This window comes from Deinococcus sp. AJ005, assembly GCF_009017495.1.
GTDB lineage: Bacteria > Deinococcota > Deinococci > Deinococcales > Deinococcaceae > Deinococcus.
Genome location: NZ_CP044989.1, coordinates 111,834 through 130,309, shown reverse-complemented (window position 1 = coordinate 130,309; position 18,476 = coordinate 111,834). Strand labels below are relative to the sequence as shown.

Below are 18,476 nucleotides of genomic sequence, written 5' to 3'. Positions count from 1 at the left end.
GTCTACCTCGACTCTACAGCGTGCGGCGCGCTCTGGCGAGGGAGAAACGTCCGCAAGTCGCACGAATCTCGCACGATCTGACGCACTTCGGATAGGGATGCGCCCGCCTGAATCAGCAGGTTGCCCATTAAAGTCGCCTCCACCGGGCCAGCGATCACCGTTTTGCCGCTGGCATCGGCAATAAGTTGATTCAGAACGCCGATCTGCGAGCCGCCGCCTACGATATGAACGGTGCTGACGGGCTGCCCACTCACGTCTTCCAGCACGTCCAGAATCTGCGCCGTTCTGTGGGCCAGGCTGTCCAGCACGCAGCGGGTGATCTCGGTGGGCGTCTGGGGCACCGCCTGACCCGTCTCGCGGCAAAAGTTCTGGACGCGCACGGGCATATCCGCGCCCGGTGGTGAAAATCGGGCATCGTCCGGGTCTATGAGCGGGCCACCCTCGACAGCCTGCGCCTGCGCGTAGAGTTCGCCGTATTCCAATCCCCACCCCTGGTTGCACTGCTGAACGATCCACAGGCCCATCACGTTTTTCAGAAGTCGGGTGGTCCCGCCCACGCCTGCCTCATTGGTCAGGTTTTCCGCCCGTGTGCGCGGCGTGATGATCGGCTGGGGCGTCTCGATGCCCACCAGACTCCAGGTGCCGCTGGACACGTAGGCCCAGCCTTGCCCCTCCGCAGGCACGGCAGCAACGGCGGAAGCGGTGTCGTGCGTGGCAGGAAGGGTGACCTGAATACCCTGTAGTCCGGTTTCGCGGGCCACCTCCGGCGAGAGTTCGCCCAGCACCGTGCCGGCTTCGACGATGCGCGGCAGCAGCGCTGTTGGAAGCTCCAGCGCCTCCAGCAGCTCTGTCGCCCACGCTCCAGTCCTGGGATTGAGAAACTGCGTGCTGCTGGCATTTGTGCGTTCCGTGACGGCCACGCCGCATAGCCAGAAATGGAGGAGGTCAGGCACCATCACCATCGTCTGCGCGCGGACCAGATGTTCGGGCGCTTCGGCGGCCAGTTGATACAAGGTGTTGAAGGGCAGAAATTGAATGCCAGTGGCGTCGTAAATCCGCTCATCGGACAGTTGCGCACGCACGCGCTCCATCACGCCGCTCAGGCGCGGGCTGCGGTAGTGGTGAACCTGTCCCAGCAAGTCGCCGCGCTCGTCCAGCAGGCCATAATCCACTGCCCAGGAATTGACGCCCACACTGGCAATCTCACCGTGCCGCGACGCCAGTTTCAGGCCGTACAGGACCTCGCGCCACAGACCCAGGATGTCCCAGTAGAGCTGGCCGCGCACCGGAACGCCGCCGTTGGGAAAGCGGTGGAGGATCTCGACGTGGAGCTGGCCGCCGTCCAGCGTGCCGAGGGCGACGCGTCCACTGGAAGCACCCAGGTCAATGGCAATGAAGCGGCGTGTGGCGTGGGTCTCGTGGCTGTTTTGGTTGGATTGGTTTTGGGACGCCATGCTCGCCTACCCCCTCCCCAACCCTCCCCCATAAAGAGGGAGGGAGCTAACAACACAGTCCTTGTTTTTCTTCTCCCTTTTCATGGGGGAGATGTCGCGTAGCGACAGACTTGCAAAGCTGCGGAGCAGAGGGGGTGGTGAGCGTAGCGAACTCGCCTCAGCGCACATACGCTGTCGGCACGCCCCCGTCCACCGTGATCACGCCGCCCGTCGTCTTCGCGGCGGCGGGCGAGATCAGCCAGTACGTCGCCTCGGCAATATCTTCGGGAAACACATTGACCTTGAGGGTGGTGCGGTTGCGGTAGAACTCTTCGAGCTGATCGGGCTGGAGGCCATATGTCGCCGCGCGTTCGGCCCGCCACTTGCCATCCCAGATGCTGCTTCCGGCCAGGATGCCGTCGGGCAGCACCGAGTTGACGCGGATACCCGCCGCGCCGCCTTCTTCGGCCAGACAGCGGGCCAGATGCAGTTCTGCCGCCTTGGCCGCGCTGTAGGCCGCCGCGTTCTTGCCCGCCGCCACGCTGTTCTTGCTGCCGATAAATACAAGACTGCCGCCCGTTGCCTGCGCCCGCATCAGCTTGAATGCCTCACGGGCCACCAGAAAGTAGCCGGTGGAAAGGATGCTCTGGTTGCGGTTCCACATTTCCAGGCTGGTGTCCTCAATGGGGGCACTGGAGGCGATTCCGGCGTTGTTGACGGCGATGTCCACGCCGCCGTAGGTCAGGACGGCGTGCTGGTACGCATGGGTGACCTGCCCCTCCTCGGTCACGTTCATGGAAACGGCGGTGGCCCGGCGGTGACCGCGCCCTTTGATGACCTCATCCGCCACCGTCTTCCCACCGTCTGCGTTCAGATCGGCGATAACGATGTGCGCGCCGTCCGCCGCGAGCCGGTGGGCAATCGCCCGCCCGATGCCGCTGGCCGCCCCCGTCACCAGTGCCACATGCCCTTCCAGTGCTTTCGGCGCGGGCTTGAGGCTCAGTTTGTACAGTTCCAGCGGCCAGTATTCAATCGCGTAACTCTCGGCGGCGCTCAGCGACACAAAGCCGCCCAGGCTGCTGGCCGATTTCATCACCTGAATGGCGCGGGTGTAGAGCTGGCGCGATACGTCGGCCCCCTGCGCGTCCGGGCCGCTGTTGACCATGCCCAGGCCCGGAATCAGCACCACGCGCGGCGCGGGCGTGAACATGCTGTCACCCTCGCCTTTGTTCTCGTCGAAGTAGGCGGCGTATTCATCTTTGAACCGCGTCACACCGTCCTGTGCGGCGGCTTTCAGGGCGTCCAGTCCCTGCTCCGGGGTCCAGTCCAGATACAGCGGCACGCGCTTGGTATGCACCAGATGATCCGGGCAGGCCGCGCCCACCTGCGACAGTTCGGCGGCGGCGTTGGAGTTGACGAATTCCATGATGTTCGGAGAAGTGTCCACTTCCAGAATCACTGGACGCGCTCCCTTCATCGCGCCGCGCAGAATGGGCAGAACGCTGAATAAAAGGGCGTCGCGTTCCTCGTCTGACACGCTCTGGACTTTCGCGCCGCCAAACGGCTGGGCCTCGGCGTGGGCATCCAGATACGCCTGCGCCTCGCCAATGATTTTGAGAGTGGATTCGTAGCTCTCTTTCGACGTGTCGCCCCAGGTCACCAGCCCGTGTTTGCCCATCACGACGGCCTCCAGCCCCGGATTGTCTCGCACCGCCGCGCCGATCTGCTGGCTCAGCGTGAAGCCGGGGCGGATGTAGTCCACCCACGCCGCCCGCTCGCCGTAAATCTCGCGCATGATGTCGGGGCCGTTCGGGGTGCAGGCGATGGCGATAATCGCGTCCGGGTGCGTGTGATCCACATGCTTGGCAGGCACGAAGGCGTGCAGCAGCGTCTCGATGCTCTGGCGCGGACGGCCCACTTCAAACGCCGTCCGGTCCAGATACGCCGTCATCTCCTCGTCGCTCATGCTGGGGCGGTCAAAGAGGGGCAAAACCTCGTCCAACTTCAGTCCGGCAAATCCTTTCTCGGTGATGCTGGCGATGTCCGAACCCGAACCCTTGACCCACAGCACCGTCACATCGCGGCCCAGATGATCAATTTCGACGCTCTTGGTGCTGGTGTTGCCCCCATAGATGTTGACCAGCGTGCGGTCTGCACCCAGCAGGTTGGAGCGGTAGGTCAGGCTGGCGAGGCCGTCAGATCTGGGCGCATCGGCGTCGTTCCAGCGGTTCTGGGGGAGGGTGGGCCGGGTCTGGGTGTCGGTCATAAAGCTCCTTGTGGGCGCATTCGTTGGCTTCTGAAGAGGGCGAGGACGGGTTAGCTTCTGACCTTCTCCCTGACGGGATAACCGCCGCCGCCCGTCTGGGTGCCGCGCTCACCCGCGACTCTGGCCTGATAGCCGCCGTCCCGGTGCGCCTTGATCGGGTCAAACGGCAGCCCCAGTTCGTCACGTAGCTCCCGCAACAGCGGGCGCACATCCGATTTGAAGGCGTCGGTCAGAACCCGGTGGGCGGCCAGCACGTCGCCCTTCTCCTGGGCCTCGCGCAGCAGATCGCGGTCAATCAGCAGCGCGGCGGCATAGGCTTCCTGGCAATTCAGCACCGATTGCAGCATGGCCTCCACCTTCGGCTCGATGTTGTGGCTCTGATCGATCATGTAGGCCACGTTCTGCGCGGTGCGGCGGGTCACGTCGTCCGCCGAGTTCGTGCCGCCCACCAGTTCGGCATAGATGCAGAACAGCTCAAAGGGGTTGGTGGTGCCCACGATCAGATCGTCGTCGGCATAGCGGCGGGCGTTGAAGTGGAAGCCGCCCAGCCGCCCCTCGTCCAGCAGAAAGGCCACGATCTGCTCGATGTTCACGCCCTGCGCGTGGTGGCCCAGATCGACGAGGACCTGTGCCTTTTCCCCGATGGCGAGGCAATGTGAGTACGCCGCACCCCAGTCGAAAAGGTCTGTGGCGTAGAAGGCTGGCTCGAACAGTTTGTATTCCACCAGCATTCGCGCGTTGTCGGGCAGCGCGTCGTGAACCGTCTTCAACCCCGCACGCATCCGCCGTTTTCGCGCCCGTAAGTCGTCCTGCCCGGCGTAGTTGGTGCCGTCGGCAAACCACAGCGAGAGGTCACGGCTGCCGGTCTGTTTCATGACCTCCACGCAGTCCAGCAGGTGCGCCGTGGCCTGTTCGCGCACGGCCTCGTCCGGGTTGGTGACGCTTCCCAGCTTGTATTCCTCGTCCTGAAACACGTTCGGGTTGATCGCGCCAATATGTAAATCGCGCTCGGCGGCGTACTTTTTCAACGCCGCGTAATCCTCCACCTCATCCCAGGGAATGTGCAGGGCCACGCCGGGAGCGATGCCCGTCAGGCGCTGAACCTCGGCGGCGTCATCCAGCTTTTCCCAGATGTCGCGGGCCGCGCCAGGGGCGGCAAAGGTCTTGAAACGCGTGCCGGAATTGCCGTAGCCCCACGACGGCGTTTCGATGCGCTGGGCTTGCAGGGCAGACAGGAGATCGGCGTTCATAAGTTCCTCCAGAAAGCGGGCATTACAGTGCTGGGCATCACGGGGCTACGATCAGTTGAATGTCGTCGTTGTCCAGGCGGGATTTCAGTTCGGCGTCGGGTTCGGCGTCGGTAATCAAGGTGTTGATGTCGGCGTGATCGGCAATCGTTGCCAGCGCGGTGCGGCCAAACTTGCTGCTATCCACCAGAGCCACCACGCTGCTGCCACTGCGAACCAGCGCCCGTTTAGCCCCGACTTCAGGCAGATGGGGATCGGTGAATCCGGCGTCCGGGGTATAGCCCTTGGCGGAAAAAAAGACCAGATCGGGGTGCAGCCGCTCGATGGTGTCGGTGAAGAATGCCCCCACGAACGAGCGGGCCGGGGCGTGAAAGTTGCCACCCGCCATCAAAAAAGGCACGCCCCCGGCGGCCAGCACGTTGGCGGCGTCCAGGCTACAGGTGATGGCCTGAACCTGACGGGCGGGCAGCAGGCGGGCCAGCGCCAGACTCGTCGTGCTGGCGTCCAGCGCCACCGTATCGCCATCCTGAATCAGATTTAAAGCCGCGCGGGCGATGCGTTCCTTGGCGTCCACGTTCTGCGCGGCGCGCATGGACTGCGACAGTTCCTCGGCGGTGCGCTCGAGCAACTGCGCGCCGCCGTGGACGCGCAGCAGTTTGCCCTGCTCGCACAGGGCGTCAATGTCGCGCCGCACGGTCATTTCGTGAACGCCGAAGTCGGCGGCCAGATCCTTGATCCGCACCACCTTATCGCTCAGGGCACGGCGCAGAATGTCCTGCTGACGCCCCGGCAGGGGAGCCATGATCTCTGAATGCATGGCGGTATCCTAACATCAAAGTCACAAAATGCAACAAGGTCTTGCAATGTTGTGTGCGCTTGTGCTTAGATACTTTTCGTACCTCAACCCAGCCAGGCCACGGCGGCCCTTCACTTTCTCAGGAGTCCTTGATGTCTCATCCTGCCCAACCACAACGGGTCTGTTTTCTGCTCCAGGTGCGCCCGGAGCGCCTCGCGGAGTACCGGGAACGCCACCGCGCGGTGTGGCCGGAGATGCTCGCGGCCCTGAGCGAAACGGGCTGGCACAACTACTCGCTGTTCCTGAAAGACGACGGCCTGCTGGTGGGCTATTTCGAGACGCCCGATCTGAACGCCGCCCGCGAAAGCATGGCCCAGCGCGAAATAAACGCCCGCTGGCAAAGCGAGATGGCCCCGTTTTTCGTGGCGCTGAACGGCAACCCGGACGAGGGCTTCCTGCAACTGGAAGAGGTGTTTCACCTTGCCTGAACCTCAAACCACACAGCCGCTGCTCACCCTCAGCCACGCCAGCAAATCCTTCGGGCCAGTTCAGGCGCTCTCCGACGTGAGCATCGAGCTGTACCCCGGCGAGGCGCACGCGCTGCTGGGCGAGAACGGCGCGGGCAAAAGCACTTTCGTCAAGATTCTGGCCGGGGTCCACCGCCGCGAAGGTGGCAGCCTGACCGTGGCGGGCAAAAGTGCCGATTTCCACTCGCCCGGCGAGGCGACGGCGGCTGGAATTGCCATCATTTATCAGGAACCCACCCTGTTCCCAGACCTGTCGGTGGCCGAGAATGTGCTAATGGGACGGCAGCCACGCGCTGGACTGGGCTGCATCGATACCCGCGCCATGAATACCCGTGTCAGGGAGCTGCTGAGAGAACTGGGCGTGGCCCTTGATCCCTCGCGGCCTGTGCGCGGTCTGAGCATCGCCGATCAGCAACTCGTCGAGATTGCCAAGGCGCTGTCTCTGAACGCCAACGTACTGATCATGGATGAGCCGACGGCGGCGCTCACACTTTCGGAGACGGATCGTCTGTTCCGGGTGGTACGCGCTCTGCGGGGACGCGGCGCGGCGGTGCTGTTCATCACGCACCGGCTGGAAGAAGTGTTTAGCGAGTGCCAGCGCGTGACCGTCATGCGCGACGGAACCTGGGTCAGCACCGGGCCGATCAGCGACTACGACACCGATCTGGTGGTCAAGCAGATGGTGGGACGTGAACTGGGTGACCTGTACCCGCGCGGTGAGATGACTCTGGGCGAGGTGGCGCTGTCCGTCCGCAACCTGAGCCAGCCGAAGATGTTCTCCGACATTTCCTTCGAGGTGCGGCGGGGTGAGATCGTCGCGCTGGCCGGGCTGGTGGGGGCCGGGCGCTCCGAGGTGGCCCGCGCCATCTTCGGCATTGATCCGCGCAGTGGGGGAGAGGTTCGCATCGGAGACGCGATTATTGTGCCCAACAGCACCCTCGCCGCCATGCGCGCCGGGCTGGGTCTGGTGCCCGAAGACCGCCGCCAGCAGGGCCTGGTGATGGACCTGAGCATCGAGCGCAATGCCAACCTCGCCATTCTCAACCGCCTCACAGGCGGCCTGCTGATGAACCGCAAGGCCGAGGCCGAGAACGCGCAGAACTGGACGAGCAAACTCCAGCTCAAGGCACACCGCCTGAGCGATCCGGTCAGCAGCCTGTCGGGCGGCAACCAGCAGAAAGTGGTGCTGGCAAAGTGGCTGTCCACCAATCCCAGCGTGCTGATCGTGGATGAACCGACGCGCGGCGTGGACGTGGGCGCGAAGGCCGAGGTGCATAAGACACTGGCCGAGCTGGCGGCGTCGGGTCTGGCCGTGCTGATGATTTCCAGTGACCTCCCCGAAGTGCTGGGCATGGCAGACCGCATCCTGGTCATGCGCGAGGGCGCTCTGGTGGGCGAACTGAGCCGCGCACAGGCCAATGAAGAGGCCGTGATGTACCTGGCGACAGGACAGCGGTCCGGGAGCAGTCGAGGGGACGCGGCATGACCGAACGTTCCGCGCCCGCCCCCAGCTCAAGCTCTCCCAGTTGGCTAAGTCGGCTTTTAATGGCCCGCGAGGTCAGTCTGGTGGGGCTGTTGCTGGTGGTTACGCTGGGAACCGCCGCCATCAATCCGCTGTTCCTCAGCTTCGGCAGCGTGCGCGACTTGCTGCTGAACGTCTCTATCATCGCCCTGCTGGTGGTGGGACAGACCCTGGTGCTGCTGATGAAGCATGTGGACTTGAGCGTGAGCAGCACCGTGGGCCTCAGCGCCTTCCTGACCGGCTCGCTATTCGTTGCCAATCCGGGAATGCCCGTGGCGCTGGCCCTGCTGTTTGGGCTGGGGCTGGGCGCAGTGCTGGGCTGCATCAACGGCCTGCTCGTCGCCTACGGCAAGGTTCCGGCGCTCGTCGCCACGCTGGGGACGCTGTATGTGTTTCGGGGCATTACCTACGCGGTGGTTCACGGCGGGCAGATCAATGCTTCCAACCTGCCGCCGGGCTTCCTGGGCTTCGGCACCGGCAGCGTGCTGGGCATTCCCAATCTGGTGCTGCTGGCGGCGGCGGTGCTGATCGGCTTCGCGTTCTACCTGCGCTCTTACCGGGGCGGGCGCGAATACTACGCCGTTGGCTCCAACAGTGAGGCCGCCGTGCTGGCCGGGATCAACGTCACGCGGCGCACCATGACCGGGTTTGTCCTCAGTGGGGCGATTGCCGGGCTGGCGGGCGTGCTATATCTGGCGCGCTTCGGCACGGTGGACGCCACCGCCGGAACGGGGCTGGAGTTGCAGGTTATCGCTGCGGCGGTGGTGGGCGGCGTCAGCATCAACGGCGGAGTGGGCACGCTGCTGGGCGCGGGCCTGGGCGCACTACTGCTGGGCGTGATGGGCAGCGCCCTGGTTACGCTGCGCGCTCCTGGGTTTTATCAACAGGCCATTCAGGGTGCACTGCTGCTGGCCGCCATCAGCATCGACATGCTGGTGTCGCGCCGCGCCGCTAAACGCCTGCAAGAGGAGCGCAAATCGTGAACCGCTTCAGAGGTTTGCTGGGCTGGGAGTTCTCCTTAATCATCCTCGTCGGCGCAGCGCTGCTGATCGGCGGCCTGCTGTCGCCCGATTTCCTCACTGGTTCCAACCTCTCCTTCTTGACCGCCAATTTCAGCGAGGTGGCGCTGATGTCGCTGGCCATGACCCTGCTGATCATCGTGGGCGAGATCGATCTGTCAGTGGCGTCGATCCTGGGTCTGTGCAGCGCGGTGATCGGCGTGCTCTTCGCTGCCGGGGTGCCGATGCCGCTGGCAATTCTGGCGGCGTTTATTACTGGGGGACTGGCCGGGCTGTTCAACGGCCTGCTGGTCACGCGGCTGGGGCTGCCGTCGCTGGCGGTCACGATTGGCACGCTGGCGCTGTACCGGGGGCTGGCCTACGTGCTGCTGGGCGATAAGGCGATTGCGGACTTCCCGGCTTTCTACACCAACCTGGGCTTCGGCAACGTCCCCGGCACGCTGATTCCACTACCGATGGCACTGTTCGCGGTGCTGGCGATCCTGACCATTGTCGTGTTGCACGCCACGCCGTTTGGCCGCTCGCTGTATGCGATTGGGGCCAACCAGATCGCCGCGCGGTTTTCGGGACTTCAGGTGGAGCGGGTCAAGCTCTCGCTGTTCGTGCTGTCGGGATTGATGGCCGCTCTGGCCTCGGCGGTCTACACCTTCCGTTTTTCCAGCGCCCGCGCCGACAATGCCAGCGGCTTCGAGCTGAGCGTGATCGCCGCCGTGTTGCTGGGCGGGGTCAGCATCTTCGGCGGGCGCGGCAGCGTGGTGGGAACGGTGGCCGCCGTGTTTCTTATCGGTATCATCAATGGCGCGCTGACCATCTTGGACGTGTCCAACGAAATCCTGACCATCGTGACTGGGCTGCTGCTGATCGGCTCGGTGCTGGTGCCCAACCTTCTGACCCATTTCCGCACCTACCAACAACGCCGCCGAATCAAGGGCGACTCCGTGATCCAGTAGGGCCTTCCGTCCAGAAACCCCTTCACCCGCCCCCTTCTCTCTCCCCTCGGAGGTTCGTTATGAAAAAGAGCATTCTGCTGTTGTCCGCCCTGGCCCTCGGCCTGTCCACCCTGTCGTTCGCCCAGGCTCCCACCACGATCAAGAAGGGCCTGAAGATTACGCTTCTGCCCAAGAACATCAACAACCCCTACAACGTCATCGAGACGCAGGGCGGCCTGGACGCGGCCAAGGAAATCGGGGCCACGGCCAAGGTGGTGGGGCCATCCGACGCCGGGGCCAGCAGCCAGGTCAGCTACATCAACACCGCCATCGCGCAGCGGCAGGACGCGCTGGTGCTGGCAGCCAACGACGCCAATGCGCTCCTGCCGTACCTGAACCGCGCCAAGCAGGCCGGGGTCAAGATCGTCACGATGGACTCGGACACCGCCGTCTCAGGGCGTACCCTCTTCATCAACCAGGCCAACTCCGAGGGCATTGGCCGCGCGCAGGTGCAACTGGTGGGCAAGCTCATCGGCTACAAGGGCGACATTGCCATCCTGAGCGCCACGCCCAACGCCACCAACCAGAACACCTGGATCAAGTGGATGCAAGAAGAGCTGAAACTGCCCAAATACAAGGACATGAAGCTGGTCAAGATCGCCTATGGCAACGACGATGATCAGAAGTCCTTCACCGAAATGCAGGGGCTGATCCAGGCGTATCCCAACCTGAAAGGCGTGATCTCGCCCACCACCGTGGGCATCTCGGCGGGGGCGCGTTATCTGTCCACCAGCCCCAATAAGGGCAAGGTGGCCCTGACCGGCCTGGGCACGCCCAACCAGATGCGCGCCTTCGTCAAGGACGGCACAGTGACGGCCTTCCAACTGTGGAATCCCGGCGACGTGGGGTACCTCGCCACCTACGCGGCGGCTTCGCTCGCCAGCGGCATGATCACCGGCAAGCCGGGCGAAACGTTCATGGCAGGCAAGCTGGGCAAGTACACCGTGGGCAAGGACGGCGAGGTTGTGCTGGGGCCGCCCTACACCTTCGACAAGGCGAACATCGACAAGTTCGATTTCTGATCTGAAGATCTGCCTGCGCCGCCCACGTCCACCACTGGACTGGGCGGCCTTTCCATCAACACCAGCGAGGTTTTATGCCCCACCATTCATTCAAAATCGGCCTGTTCGGCATCGGGCTGGACACCTACTGGCCACAGTTTCCGGGACTGGAGGACCGCCTGAGAGGCTACGTGGCACAGGTGGCCGCGCGGCTGGAGCGCCCCGGCGTGGAAGTCGTCAACCTGGGCCTGATCGACTCGCCAGTTAGGGCTAGAGAGGCTGGGCATCAGCTCCGGCAGGCCGATGTGGACATCATTTTTCTGTACGCCACCACCTACGCGCTGTCGTCCACGGTGTTGCCCGCAGTACAACGCGCCGGGGTTCCCGTGGTCATCCTGAATTTGCAACCCACGGCAGCCATCGACTACGCGAGTTTCAACGCGCTGGGCGACAGAACGAAAATGACCGGCGAATGGCTGGCCTATTGCGCCGCCTGCCCGGTGCCAGAAATCGCCAACGTCTTTGCCCGCGCGGGCATCCCGTTCCATCAGGTGACGGGCGTGCTGGACGGTGATCCGCATGTCTGGCAGGAAGTGGATGGCTGGCTGGAAGCAGCGCGTGTGGCACACGTCATGGAACATGGCCGCCTTGGCGTGATGGGCCGCTATTACAACGGCATGCTCGACATCTACAGCGATCTGACCTTGCAGGCCATCGCCTTCGGCACCCATATTCAGATCGTGGAGCTGGACGAGCTGGCGGCTCTCCGTAAAGAGGTTGGAGAGGTGGAGACAGCAGAGCGCGTTCAGGATTTTCAGCGGGAATTTGAAGTTCAACCTGACTGCGCCCCCGAAGAACTGGCCCGCGCCGCCCGCACCAGCGTGGCTCTGGACCAGTTTGTCGAAAAGCATGGCCTGACCTCGCTGGCCTACTACGCCGAGGGAACCCCTGGCAGCGACAACGAGGACGTGATGGGTTCGGTGATTCTGGGCTGCTCGCTGCTGACCGCGCGCGGCATTCCAGTGGCCGGGGAATACGAGGTCAAGAACGCGCAGGCCATGAAGATCATGGACGCCTTCGGCGCGGGCGGTTCCTTCACCGAGTTCTACGCGCTGGACTTCGCGGAGGACGTGGTGCTGATGGGACATGACGGCCCCGGCCATGTCGGGATCGCGCAGGGCAAAACGAAGGTGCGCCCGCTGGCGGTCTACCACGGCAAAGTGGGCAGCGGCCTGAGCGTAGAAATGTCCGTGCAGCACGGCCCCGTGACCCTGCTCTCAGTGGTAGAGGACGGCGGCAGCCTGAAACTGCTGGTGGCCGAGGGCGAGTCGGTGCCCGGCCCAATTCTTGAAATTGGCAACACCAACAGCCGCTACCGTTTTCCCCTGGGCGCGCGGGGTTTCGTGGAAGCTTGGAATGCCCAGGGGCCAGCGCATCACTGCGCCGTGGGCGTGGGGCACATGGCGGACCGGATCAAGAAGCTGGGGGCATTGAAGGGGCTGCGGGTGGTCCAGGTGTGCTGAGGGCACGTTCCAGACACGTTCTCCAGCAGTCCTGTGCAACCTGTAGGGGTGGCTGCTCAGCACACAGTGTTCGGCAGAAAACGCGGCAGGTCATGTTCCCTAGCCTCCAGACCCCACAGACCTGATGCCCCAAACCTCAGTTCGACTCTCCGAAACTGCTGGATATGAGCCATCCACTTTAATGCAAATCTTTCAGAAATCTTGTCTGAACTATTGTTCCAGACACTTTCGACGAAAAACCCCGTTTAGGGCTTAGTCAGATTGTGGGCGATGACGGCCAGGACGACGCGCAGCCGCAATGAAGCCAGCGTTTTGGTCTGAACAGACCGGATGCCCTCCGCAACCCACTGTGAAAACACCGTTTCAATACGTTTGCAGAGTGTTGGATGGCGGTCTGGCCGCCATCCCGTGTCATACCGGGAGTTGCTCTTGGGCGGGTAGATGTAGCCTACGCAGCAGTACCCCTTGTCCCCCACGATTTTTGGTCCGTCAAAGTCGGGGATGGCGCCGATTCAGTTCGTAGCTCACGGTGGTGTCGTGCAAATGGGCTGGTCTGATCAGATATTGCGCGACCTCACCATCTTCCAGAACCCACGCGTGGAGCTTATACCCAAAGAACTTTCCTTGTGTGCCATAGCCCCATCTCGCTCTTGGAAAGTAGCAGCGGCACGTCCGATTGGGAAGGCAAATGGGCAATGGCATCGAGTCGATCACCACCTCAGCACACGGTCTGGACGGTCTACAAACCTTCTCCAAGACGGCCAGCAGACTGTTGGCCCGCATGACTGCTTGTGTGTAGGACGGCAGACTGGGGCGGTCTGCCTTGAGGTCACTCCACCAGACCGATGGATGCGCCTGTTTGTAGATCAAGCGTGCCAGCAGCAGCGCGATGAGCATGGCATTAGTGACTTTCTGGTGGCAACACTTCTTTTGATCGCTGAAGTGCTTTTTGGTCCAGCGGTGGAGAGTGCGAATATTGCGGCGACGGCCTCAACTGTGGTGGAGACGAAATCGAGCTATATAGTCTCAATTTTTATTTTACCGTCTGGGTGCGGAGAAATCTATGTCAGCGCAAGCCCTAAGCGGGGTAAAAGTGTATTGCCGATTCCGGTCATTCCAGGGCCAACCTCAAGTCAGCGTACTCTCGGAGCTGGGAATATCCACCGTCAGCAGGTGGCCCAGGGCCAGTGGAATGGCGGCGTCCCAGCCTTGTGGGTGGCAGGCGGCAGGATACGGGACCGGGGGCGTGCCGTCCTGGCGCACGAATCCGGCGAACAGCTCGCTCAATCGGGCATCGGGGGCGGCACGAGCAGCATCAAACAGAGCGCGGGCCACCTGCGTCGCTTCGGCGTTCAGACCATAACGGTGCATCCCCAGCGCGGCGGCGGCGGTGTCATGCGGCCAGACACTCCCATTGTGGTAGCTGACCGGGTTATACCGGATTTCCCCTGTGCCCAGCGTGCGAATGCCCCAGCCACTCCACAGTTCCTCACTCAGCGCTGTCTTTGCCACCTGCGCCGCGAATTCCGGCGGAATGATCCCCGTCCACAGCGTATGCGCCGGGTTGCTGACCAGCACACGCAGCGGCTGCTTGTCACCATTCAGGCCGTGAACGTAATAGCCGCGTTCGGGCCACCAGAAGGCGGTCTGGAAGCGCTCGCGCAGATTCAAAGCGCGTGCCTCCCATTCGGAGCCCAGGGCATCTTCACCCAGCAGGCGGTACATCCGCGCCGCCGCCAGATATGCCGCGTAAGCGTAGCCCTGAACCTCCACCACGGCCACATGCCCACTGACATCCACATCACCCCCAGTAAACGTACTGTCGCCGCTGTCCTTCCACACGGCGTTGGTAATACCGCCGGGTTCGGAATCGGGGGTGTACTCAATGAAGCCGTCCTGATCGGGATCGCCGTCGGTCAGGCACCACTTCAGGGCCGCTTCCCAATGCGGGCGCAGTTCGCGGGCCAGATCGGGGTGCGCGGCGCTCAGTTCGCCCACCAGCCACACGAACAGCGGCGTCGCGTCGGCAGTGGCGTAATACGGGCGGTGCGGCGTGCGGCCCGTGCGCGTCAGCTCGCCCACGCGCAATTCGTGCAGGATTTTGCCGGGCTGCTCCAGCGTCACTGAGTTGTAGTTGACGCCCTGATGCGCGGCCAGATAGCGCGCCACCGTCAGCGCCAGTTGGGGCAGATGATCCTTGACCATCAGCGCAATGATCATGCTGTCGCGGCCAAAGGGAGCCACGAACCACGGCAACCCCGCCGCTGGAAACGCGCCCTGCTCGGTCTGGAAGCTCAGGCTGCGGAGGTCTTTGATGCTCTGGGCCAGCACGCGGGCGTCCCTTGGATCGGACAACTGCACATCTCGCCCGATGCCTGCCTGGATCGCGCCGTACTCGGCGGCCAGCTCCTCCGGTTGGCCCGGCATCGGCTGTTCATCGGCCAGCAGCGGGAAAACGCTGACCACGATCTCGGTTTCCTCCTCCATCAGTGTCCAACTCAGGCGCTGACCGTTCCACGTAGCGGCGGGCGAGGTCTGCACCACAGCGCGGTGTTCCAGGCCGTCCTGCGCGGTGTAGGCGAAGGTCACGCCGTCCCCGGTGACTTCCGTGCGAATGTCCCGCTCAGCAGAGGGATACGGCCAGCCACGGACCTCGAACATGTCCAGAAAATCGGCAGACAGCTCCAGCGTCAACGTGTGCGGCTCGGCTCCGGCATAGCGCGTGACGCGCAGGGTATCGCGCAGCTCGGTGGCTGTGACCAGCAGATCGCGGCTCAGGCCCACGCGCATGGTGTAACCCACGTTGGCATTGGCGCTCTGCGAATGCAACCAAAAGGGAAAACGCTCGTGCTGCATCAGCGTCTGTGGGGTCTGACCATCCAGTTGCCACTGGTAGCGCGACAGGAAACGCGTGTCGCGGCGGTACAGCCCGCTCTCGCCTTCAGCCACGGCGTAGTGCGCGTCTCCAACGAGATACAAGTCATTTTCTTTGAGGACGGTGCGGGTAAGCAGCATGGCAGCTCCTTGCGGGTGAGAGGAGGTCAAACATTTAAACCGTCTAAAGGTCTACTACGGACTCCGACGAAAAGGTGTTAAAAATACCTGTAATCCGAACGGATTTGCAAAGCTGCGAAGCAGAGCGAGAGAGAAAGACAGGTTCCGGGCGTGGAGTGTAGAGATTGGAGCTTCCCCGATCTCTACCGCGTTACAAACGAAACCTGTATAACCCCAGAAGATGATGGTTGGCATGGGAGGTCCAGCGTATTGATGGTTGGGCGGTGATGCTGGCTTGAACAGAACCGCTACGGGGCTGCTTGATGGCCCCTTCCCCCATCCGTCACTGCGCTCCTGCATCTCACTGAGACCTGAGAGAATGGCGCAGATCATGGTTGGGGGCAACGGAGCCTTCAGCGTTCAGACCTTTAGACGTGGCACTGCTCCCTCACTCCTCGACTGCGCTACCCCTTGACTGCGCTGTCGGCTCCAGTGTCCACGAAATAGCGCTGGAAGATCACAAAGATGACAATCACGGGGATGGCGCTCAGGACCGCTCCGGCCAGGATCAGGCCGTAGTCGCCCTGTCCTCCATAGAGCTGACGGAAATTGACCAGACCCACGGTCAGCAGGTAATCGGTGTTCTGGCGCAGAATCACCAGTGGCCAGAAAAAGTCGTTCCACGCCCCCTGAAACTGCGTGATGGCGAGGGCGATCAGCGCTGGCCCGGCTTGCGGCAGCATCACACGAAAAAAGGTAGTCAGTGGCCCCGCGCCGTCAATAGCCGCCGATTCCTCCAGCTCCTTGGGCATGCCTTCGAAGAATTGCTTCATCAGAAAGACGCCGCCTGCCGCCACCAGGCCGTTAAACCACAGGCCCCAGATGTTCAGCAGGCCCAGGTCTTGCAGCAGCACATAGTTGCTGACCAGATTGACCTGATCGGGCACCATCTGCACAAACAACACGCCGACGATAAAGATCAGGTTCTTGCCTGGAAAATCCATGCGGGCCAGGGCGTACCCGGCCAGCGAGCAGAAGACGGTGGCGGCGCTGACGCGCAGGAAGGCGTACAGGAAAGTGTTTAACACCCAAGAGAAGAACAGGCTGCGCCCGGTTTGCGGGCTGGTGGTCTCGGTAAAGGCGCGGCGGTAGTTGTTGAAGGTGTAGCCCAGCACGCCGGGGGTGATGTTGCGGTAGGCAAACGAGCGCCCGAAGTTCTGCCTGTCGCTGGGTGGCAGCGTGCTGGAGGTGATGGTCTGGCCGCGCTGTACGTCGATTTGCAGCGGCGTGCGCTCGAAGACCGGGCCGCGCAGGTAATACTTATCCCCCGCCTTGACCAGCTCAACAGCCTGCGTGGCATTCAGCGAATACTGCTTGTCCTGCGCGGCGGGCGTGTCCAGCGTGACGGGCACGGTCTGGCCACTTGGCAGCTTGGCGTTCAGGTTGGCGTCGGGCGTCGCCAGCTTGGCCTGAACCACCTCGCCCTGCTGCGCCGTCAACGCGGGGTAATCCACGGTGATGCGGTAGCTGCGAACCTCGCCCACCTGGCCGGTTTCCACGGTCTTGACGGTGGCGTACTCGGTGGCCTGCGCCTGCCGCGCAATCGCCACCAGGCTGGTGGGTTGATACGGAAAGAGCGCCGTCGTGGGCGGCCCCTGAGGCGCGTCTGCCGGGGAGCGCACACTGACGTCAAAGGTCACGGTGCGGCCCGGCTCCAGGCCGCCGTTCCAGCCGCTGCCCGCGCCCTGCACGCCCAGGTTGTAAGCGCGCCCGATGTACTGCGCCGTCAGTTGCGGAATGACCAGACGGGGCGGGTACTCGTTGGGGTTGTCCTTCATGCTGCTGAGCAGGCCCATGAGAAACGGCCCCAGGAAAAAGATACTCATGACCAGCATGAAGGCGTACAGCCACCCCGCACGCGCCCAGCGCCGACGGGCCAGCCAGCGGTCCAGATCAGCGGCGTTCTTGCGGACTTCAGAGAGGGTTGCTGTCATCTCAACTCACCTCCGATTGAACCGTTTGGCGACGAAACAGCCGCGGGCCATCTCATACCGCATCCGAGCTGATGAAGCGGCGTTGCAGGAACACCATCACCAGAATGATGGCGGCCAGCACGATGGCGGCGGCGGCGGCCATGTTGACCGGCGCGGCCCCGGCCTTAAAGGTGTTGGTATACACGTAATACGCCAGCGTGATCAGGGTGCTTTGCGGCGCGGCGCTGCCGATCACGGCCACCTGATCGAACATCTTCATGGTGCCGATCAGGCCCACGGTGATCACGTAAAAGGTCACGGGCCGCAGCATCGGCACCGTCACGTTCAGCAGCTTCTGCGCGGGCGTCGCGCCGTCGATGTCGGCGGCCTCGTACAGCGTGCCAGGAATGTTCTGCAACCCTGCCAGAAAGAACAGCATCAGGGTGGGGATGGTGGTGAAGGTGTTCTGGATGATGATCACCAGCATGGGAATGCTCAGAATCTGCACCCCGCCAAGGCTAATCCAGCGGTCCGAGAAGTACTGGAAATCGTAGGGGGCCACGTCCCGCACCGACAGCACGCCCGTCCAGCTCAGGATGGCCGTCACGGCCACGGCGATCAGCAAACTGATGACGGCCAGCGCCGGATCAAACCACCCGGCGGGCAACCCGCGCGAGCGTTCCCACAGCACCTGCACCACCTGCGCGGCGATCAGCACGCCGATCAATGTCAGGGTGTAGGGCAAGAAGGCCTGCCACTGGGTAATCGCGTAGTTGGCGACGCCCCGGCGCTGGAACAGCCACAGGAAAATCAGGGTGATGACCACGCTGGACGTGATGCTGGGCATGTACCACGCCGAACGGAAGAAGGCCATCCCACGAATTTTGTTGTTCAGCGCCACCGCCATCAGCAGCGCGCCGACGGTCTGGAGGGTGGTGGTGATGACCGCAAAGACCAGACTGTTGGCGAGTGCGCGCTGGAACAGGGGATCGGCCAGCACGTCGGTGTACGGCTTGATACCGATCAGTTTGGGCGTGTTGAACAGGTTGAAATCGGTCAGCGAGTAATAGATGGCCCGCGCGAAGGCGTAGAAGAAGAAAATCCCGATGGTGATCAGAAACGGCGCGAGAAACAGGTAGGCGGCTGAGGTCTGTCCCTTCTTGAGCATGGCGGCCCTCCGGCGGGA

Annotated in this window: 13 protein-coding genes and 1 pseudogene; 6 read left to right on the top strand and 8 right to left on the bottom strand. The window is 63.0% G+C overall.

Annotated elements, in window-relative coordinates; translation table 11 throughout:
- Positions 1-2: 2 nt before the first annotated feature.
- The 4 genes from DAAJ005_RS00955 to DAAJ005_RS00940 all read right to left on the bottom strand — a co-directional run bounded on the left by DAAJ005_RS00955 (position 3) and on the right by DAAJ005_RS00940 (position 5,763).
- Positions 3-1,454, bottom strand: a complete 1,452-nt coding sequence (locus DAAJ005_RS00955; RefSeq protein ID WP_151845463.1) for a rhamnulokinase family protein — start codon at positions 1,452-1,454, stop codon at positions 3-5.
- Between the two features lie 157 nt (positions 1,455-1,611).
- Positions 1,612-3,699: a bifunctional aldolase/short-chain dehydrogenase gene (locus tag DAAJ005_RS00950; RefSeq protein WP_151845462.1), complete on the bottom strand. Its 2,088-nt coding sequence runs from the start codon at positions 3,697-3,699 to the stop codon at positions 1,612-1,614.
- 50 nt (positions 3,700-3,749) lie between these two features.
- Positions 3,750-4,949, bottom strand: a complete 1,200-nt coding sequence (rhaI, locus tag DAAJ005_RS00945) for an L-rhamnose isomerase (protein WP_151845461.1) — start codon at positions 4,947-4,949, stop codon at positions 3,750-3,752.
- Positions 4,950-4,986: 37 nt separating this feature from the next.
- The gene (locus DAAJ005_RS00940; protein ID WP_151845460.1) at positions 4,987-5,763 is read right to left on the bottom strand and encodes a DeoR/GlpR family DNA-binding transcription regulator; all 777 of its coding nucleotides are present in this window, start codon (positions 5,761-5,763) and stop codon (positions 4,987-4,989) included.
- Positions 5,764-5,894: 131 nt separating this feature from the next.
- Here DAAJ005_RS00940 and DAAJ005_RS00935 point away from each other — a divergent pair, with 131 nt between their 5' ends.
- From DAAJ005_RS00935 to DAAJ005_RS00910, 6 genes are all read left to right on the top strand, one after another.
- Positions 5,895-6,230, top strand: a complete 336-nt coding sequence (locus DAAJ005_RS00935) for an L-rhamnose mutarotase (RefSeq protein ID WP_151845459.1) — start codon at positions 5,895-5,897, stop codon at positions 6,228-6,230.
- Complete coding sequence (locus DAAJ005_RS00930; RefSeq protein WP_226342355.1) at positions 6,223-7,755, top strand: sugar ABC transporter ATP-binding protein; 1,533 nt, start codon at positions 6,223-6,225, stop codon at positions 7,753-7,755. The genes DAAJ005_RS00935 and DAAJ005_RS00930 overlap by 8 nt, the downstream gene beginning before the upstream one ends.
- Positions 7,752-8,774, top strand: coding sequence for an ABC transporter permease (locus DAAJ005_RS00925; protein ID WP_151845458.1), 1,023 nt, complete (start codon positions 7,752-7,754; stop codon positions 8,772-8,774). Before DAAJ005_RS00930 ends, DAAJ005_RS00925 begins: the two co-directional genes overlap by 4 nt.
- Positions 8,771-9,760 (top strand): ABC transporter permease, encoded by a 990-nt coding sequence (locus DAAJ005_RS00920; protein WP_226342354.1) that lies wholly within the window; start codon positions 8,771-8,773, stop codon positions 9,758-9,760. The genes DAAJ005_RS00925 and DAAJ005_RS00920 overlap by 4 nt, the downstream gene beginning before the upstream one ends.
- 59 nt (positions 9,761-9,819) lie before the next feature.
- On the top strand, positions 9,820-10,821 hold the full coding sequence (gene rhaS, locus DAAJ005_RS00915) for a rhamnose ABC transporter substrate-binding protein (RefSeq protein ID WP_151845456.1): 1,002 nt from the start codon (positions 9,820-9,822) through the stop codon (positions 10,819-10,821).
- Positions 10,822-10,895: 74 nt separating this feature from the next.
- Positions 10,896-12,323 carry an arabinose isomerase gene (locus tag DAAJ005_RS00910; RefSeq protein ID WP_151845455.1) on the top strand — a complete coding sequence of 476 codons (1,428 nt, stop codon included), beginning with the start codon at positions 10,896-10,898 and terminating at the stop codon, positions 12,321-12,323.
- A gap of 245 nt (positions 12,324-12,568) precedes the next feature.
- Here the strand turns inward: DAAJ005_RS00910 and DAAJ005_RS00905 are convergent.
- The 4 genes and pseudogenes from DAAJ005_RS00905 to DAAJ005_RS00890 form a co-directional block, all read right to left on the bottom strand.
- Positions 12,569-13,298, bottom strand: a pseudogene (locus DAAJ005_RS00905) (transposase).
- 153 nt (positions 13,299-13,451) lie between these two features.
- Positions 13,452-15,338, bottom strand: a complete 1,887-nt coding sequence (locus DAAJ005_RS00900; protein WP_151845454.1) for a glycogen debranching N-terminal domain-containing protein — start codon at positions 15,336-15,338, stop codon at positions 13,452-13,454.
- 443 nt (positions 15,339-15,781) lie between these two features.
- Positions 15,782-17,311 carry a carbohydrate ABC transporter permease gene (locus DAAJ005_RS00895; protein ID WP_151845453.1) on the bottom strand — a complete coding sequence of 510 codons (1,530 nt, stop codon included), beginning with the start codon at positions 17,309-17,311 and terminating at the stop codon, positions 15,782-15,784.
- Between the two features lie 52 nt (positions 17,312-17,363).
- On the bottom strand, positions 17,364-18,458 hold the full coding sequence (locus DAAJ005_RS00890; protein WP_151845452.1) for a carbohydrate ABC transporter permease: 1,095 nt from the start codon (positions 18,456-18,458) through the stop codon (positions 17,364-17,366).
- Between the last annotated feature and the right edge of the window lie 18 nt (positions 18,459-18,476).

Bases quoted from the DNA above. Each gene is read 5' to 3' on its own strand.
- DAAJ005_RS00940 (WP_151845460.1), bottom strand. From the start codon at position 5,763: ATGCATTCAGAGATCATGGCTCCCCTGCCGGGGCGTCAGCAGGACATT.
- rhaS (WP_151845456.1), top strand. From the start codon at position 9,820: ATGAAAAAGAGCATTCTGCTGTTGTCCGCCCTGGCCCTCGGCCTGTCC.
- rhaI (WP_151845461.1), bottom strand. From the start codon at position 4,949: ATGAACGCCGATCTCCTGTCTGCCCTGCAAGCCCAGCGCATCGAAACG.
- DAAJ005_RS00935 (WP_151845459.1), top strand. From the start codon at position 5,895: ATGTCTCATCCTGCCCAACCACAACGGGTCTGTTTTCTGCTCCAGGTG.
- DAAJ005_RS00950 (WP_151845462.1), bottom strand. From the start codon at position 3,699: ATGACCGACACCCAGACCCGGCCCACCCTCCCCCAGAACCGCTGGAAC.
- DAAJ005_RS00955 (WP_151845463.1), bottom strand. From the start codon at position 1,454: ATGGCGTCCCAAAACCAATCCAACCAAAACAGCCACGAGACCCACGCC.
- DAAJ005_RS00900 (WP_151845454.1), bottom strand. From the start codon at position 15,338: ATGCTGCTTACCCGCACCGTCCTCAAAGAAAATGACTTGTATCTCGTT.
- DAAJ005_RS00895 (WP_151845453.1), bottom strand. From the start codon at position 17,311: ATGACAGCAACCCTCTCTGAAGTCCGCAAGAACGCCGCTGATCTGGAC.
- DAAJ005_RS00890 (WP_151845452.1), bottom strand. From the start codon at position 18,458: ATGCTCAAGAAGGGACAGACCTCAGCCGCCTACCTGTTTCTCGCGCCG.
- DAAJ005_RS00925 (WP_151845458.1), top strand. From the start codon at position 7,752: ATGACCGAACGTTCCGCGCCCGCCCCCAGCTCAAGCTCTCCCAGTTGG.
- DAAJ005_RS00910 (WP_151845455.1), top strand. From the start codon at position 10,896: ATGCCCCACCATTCATTCAAAATCGGCCTGTTCGGCATCGGGCTGGAC.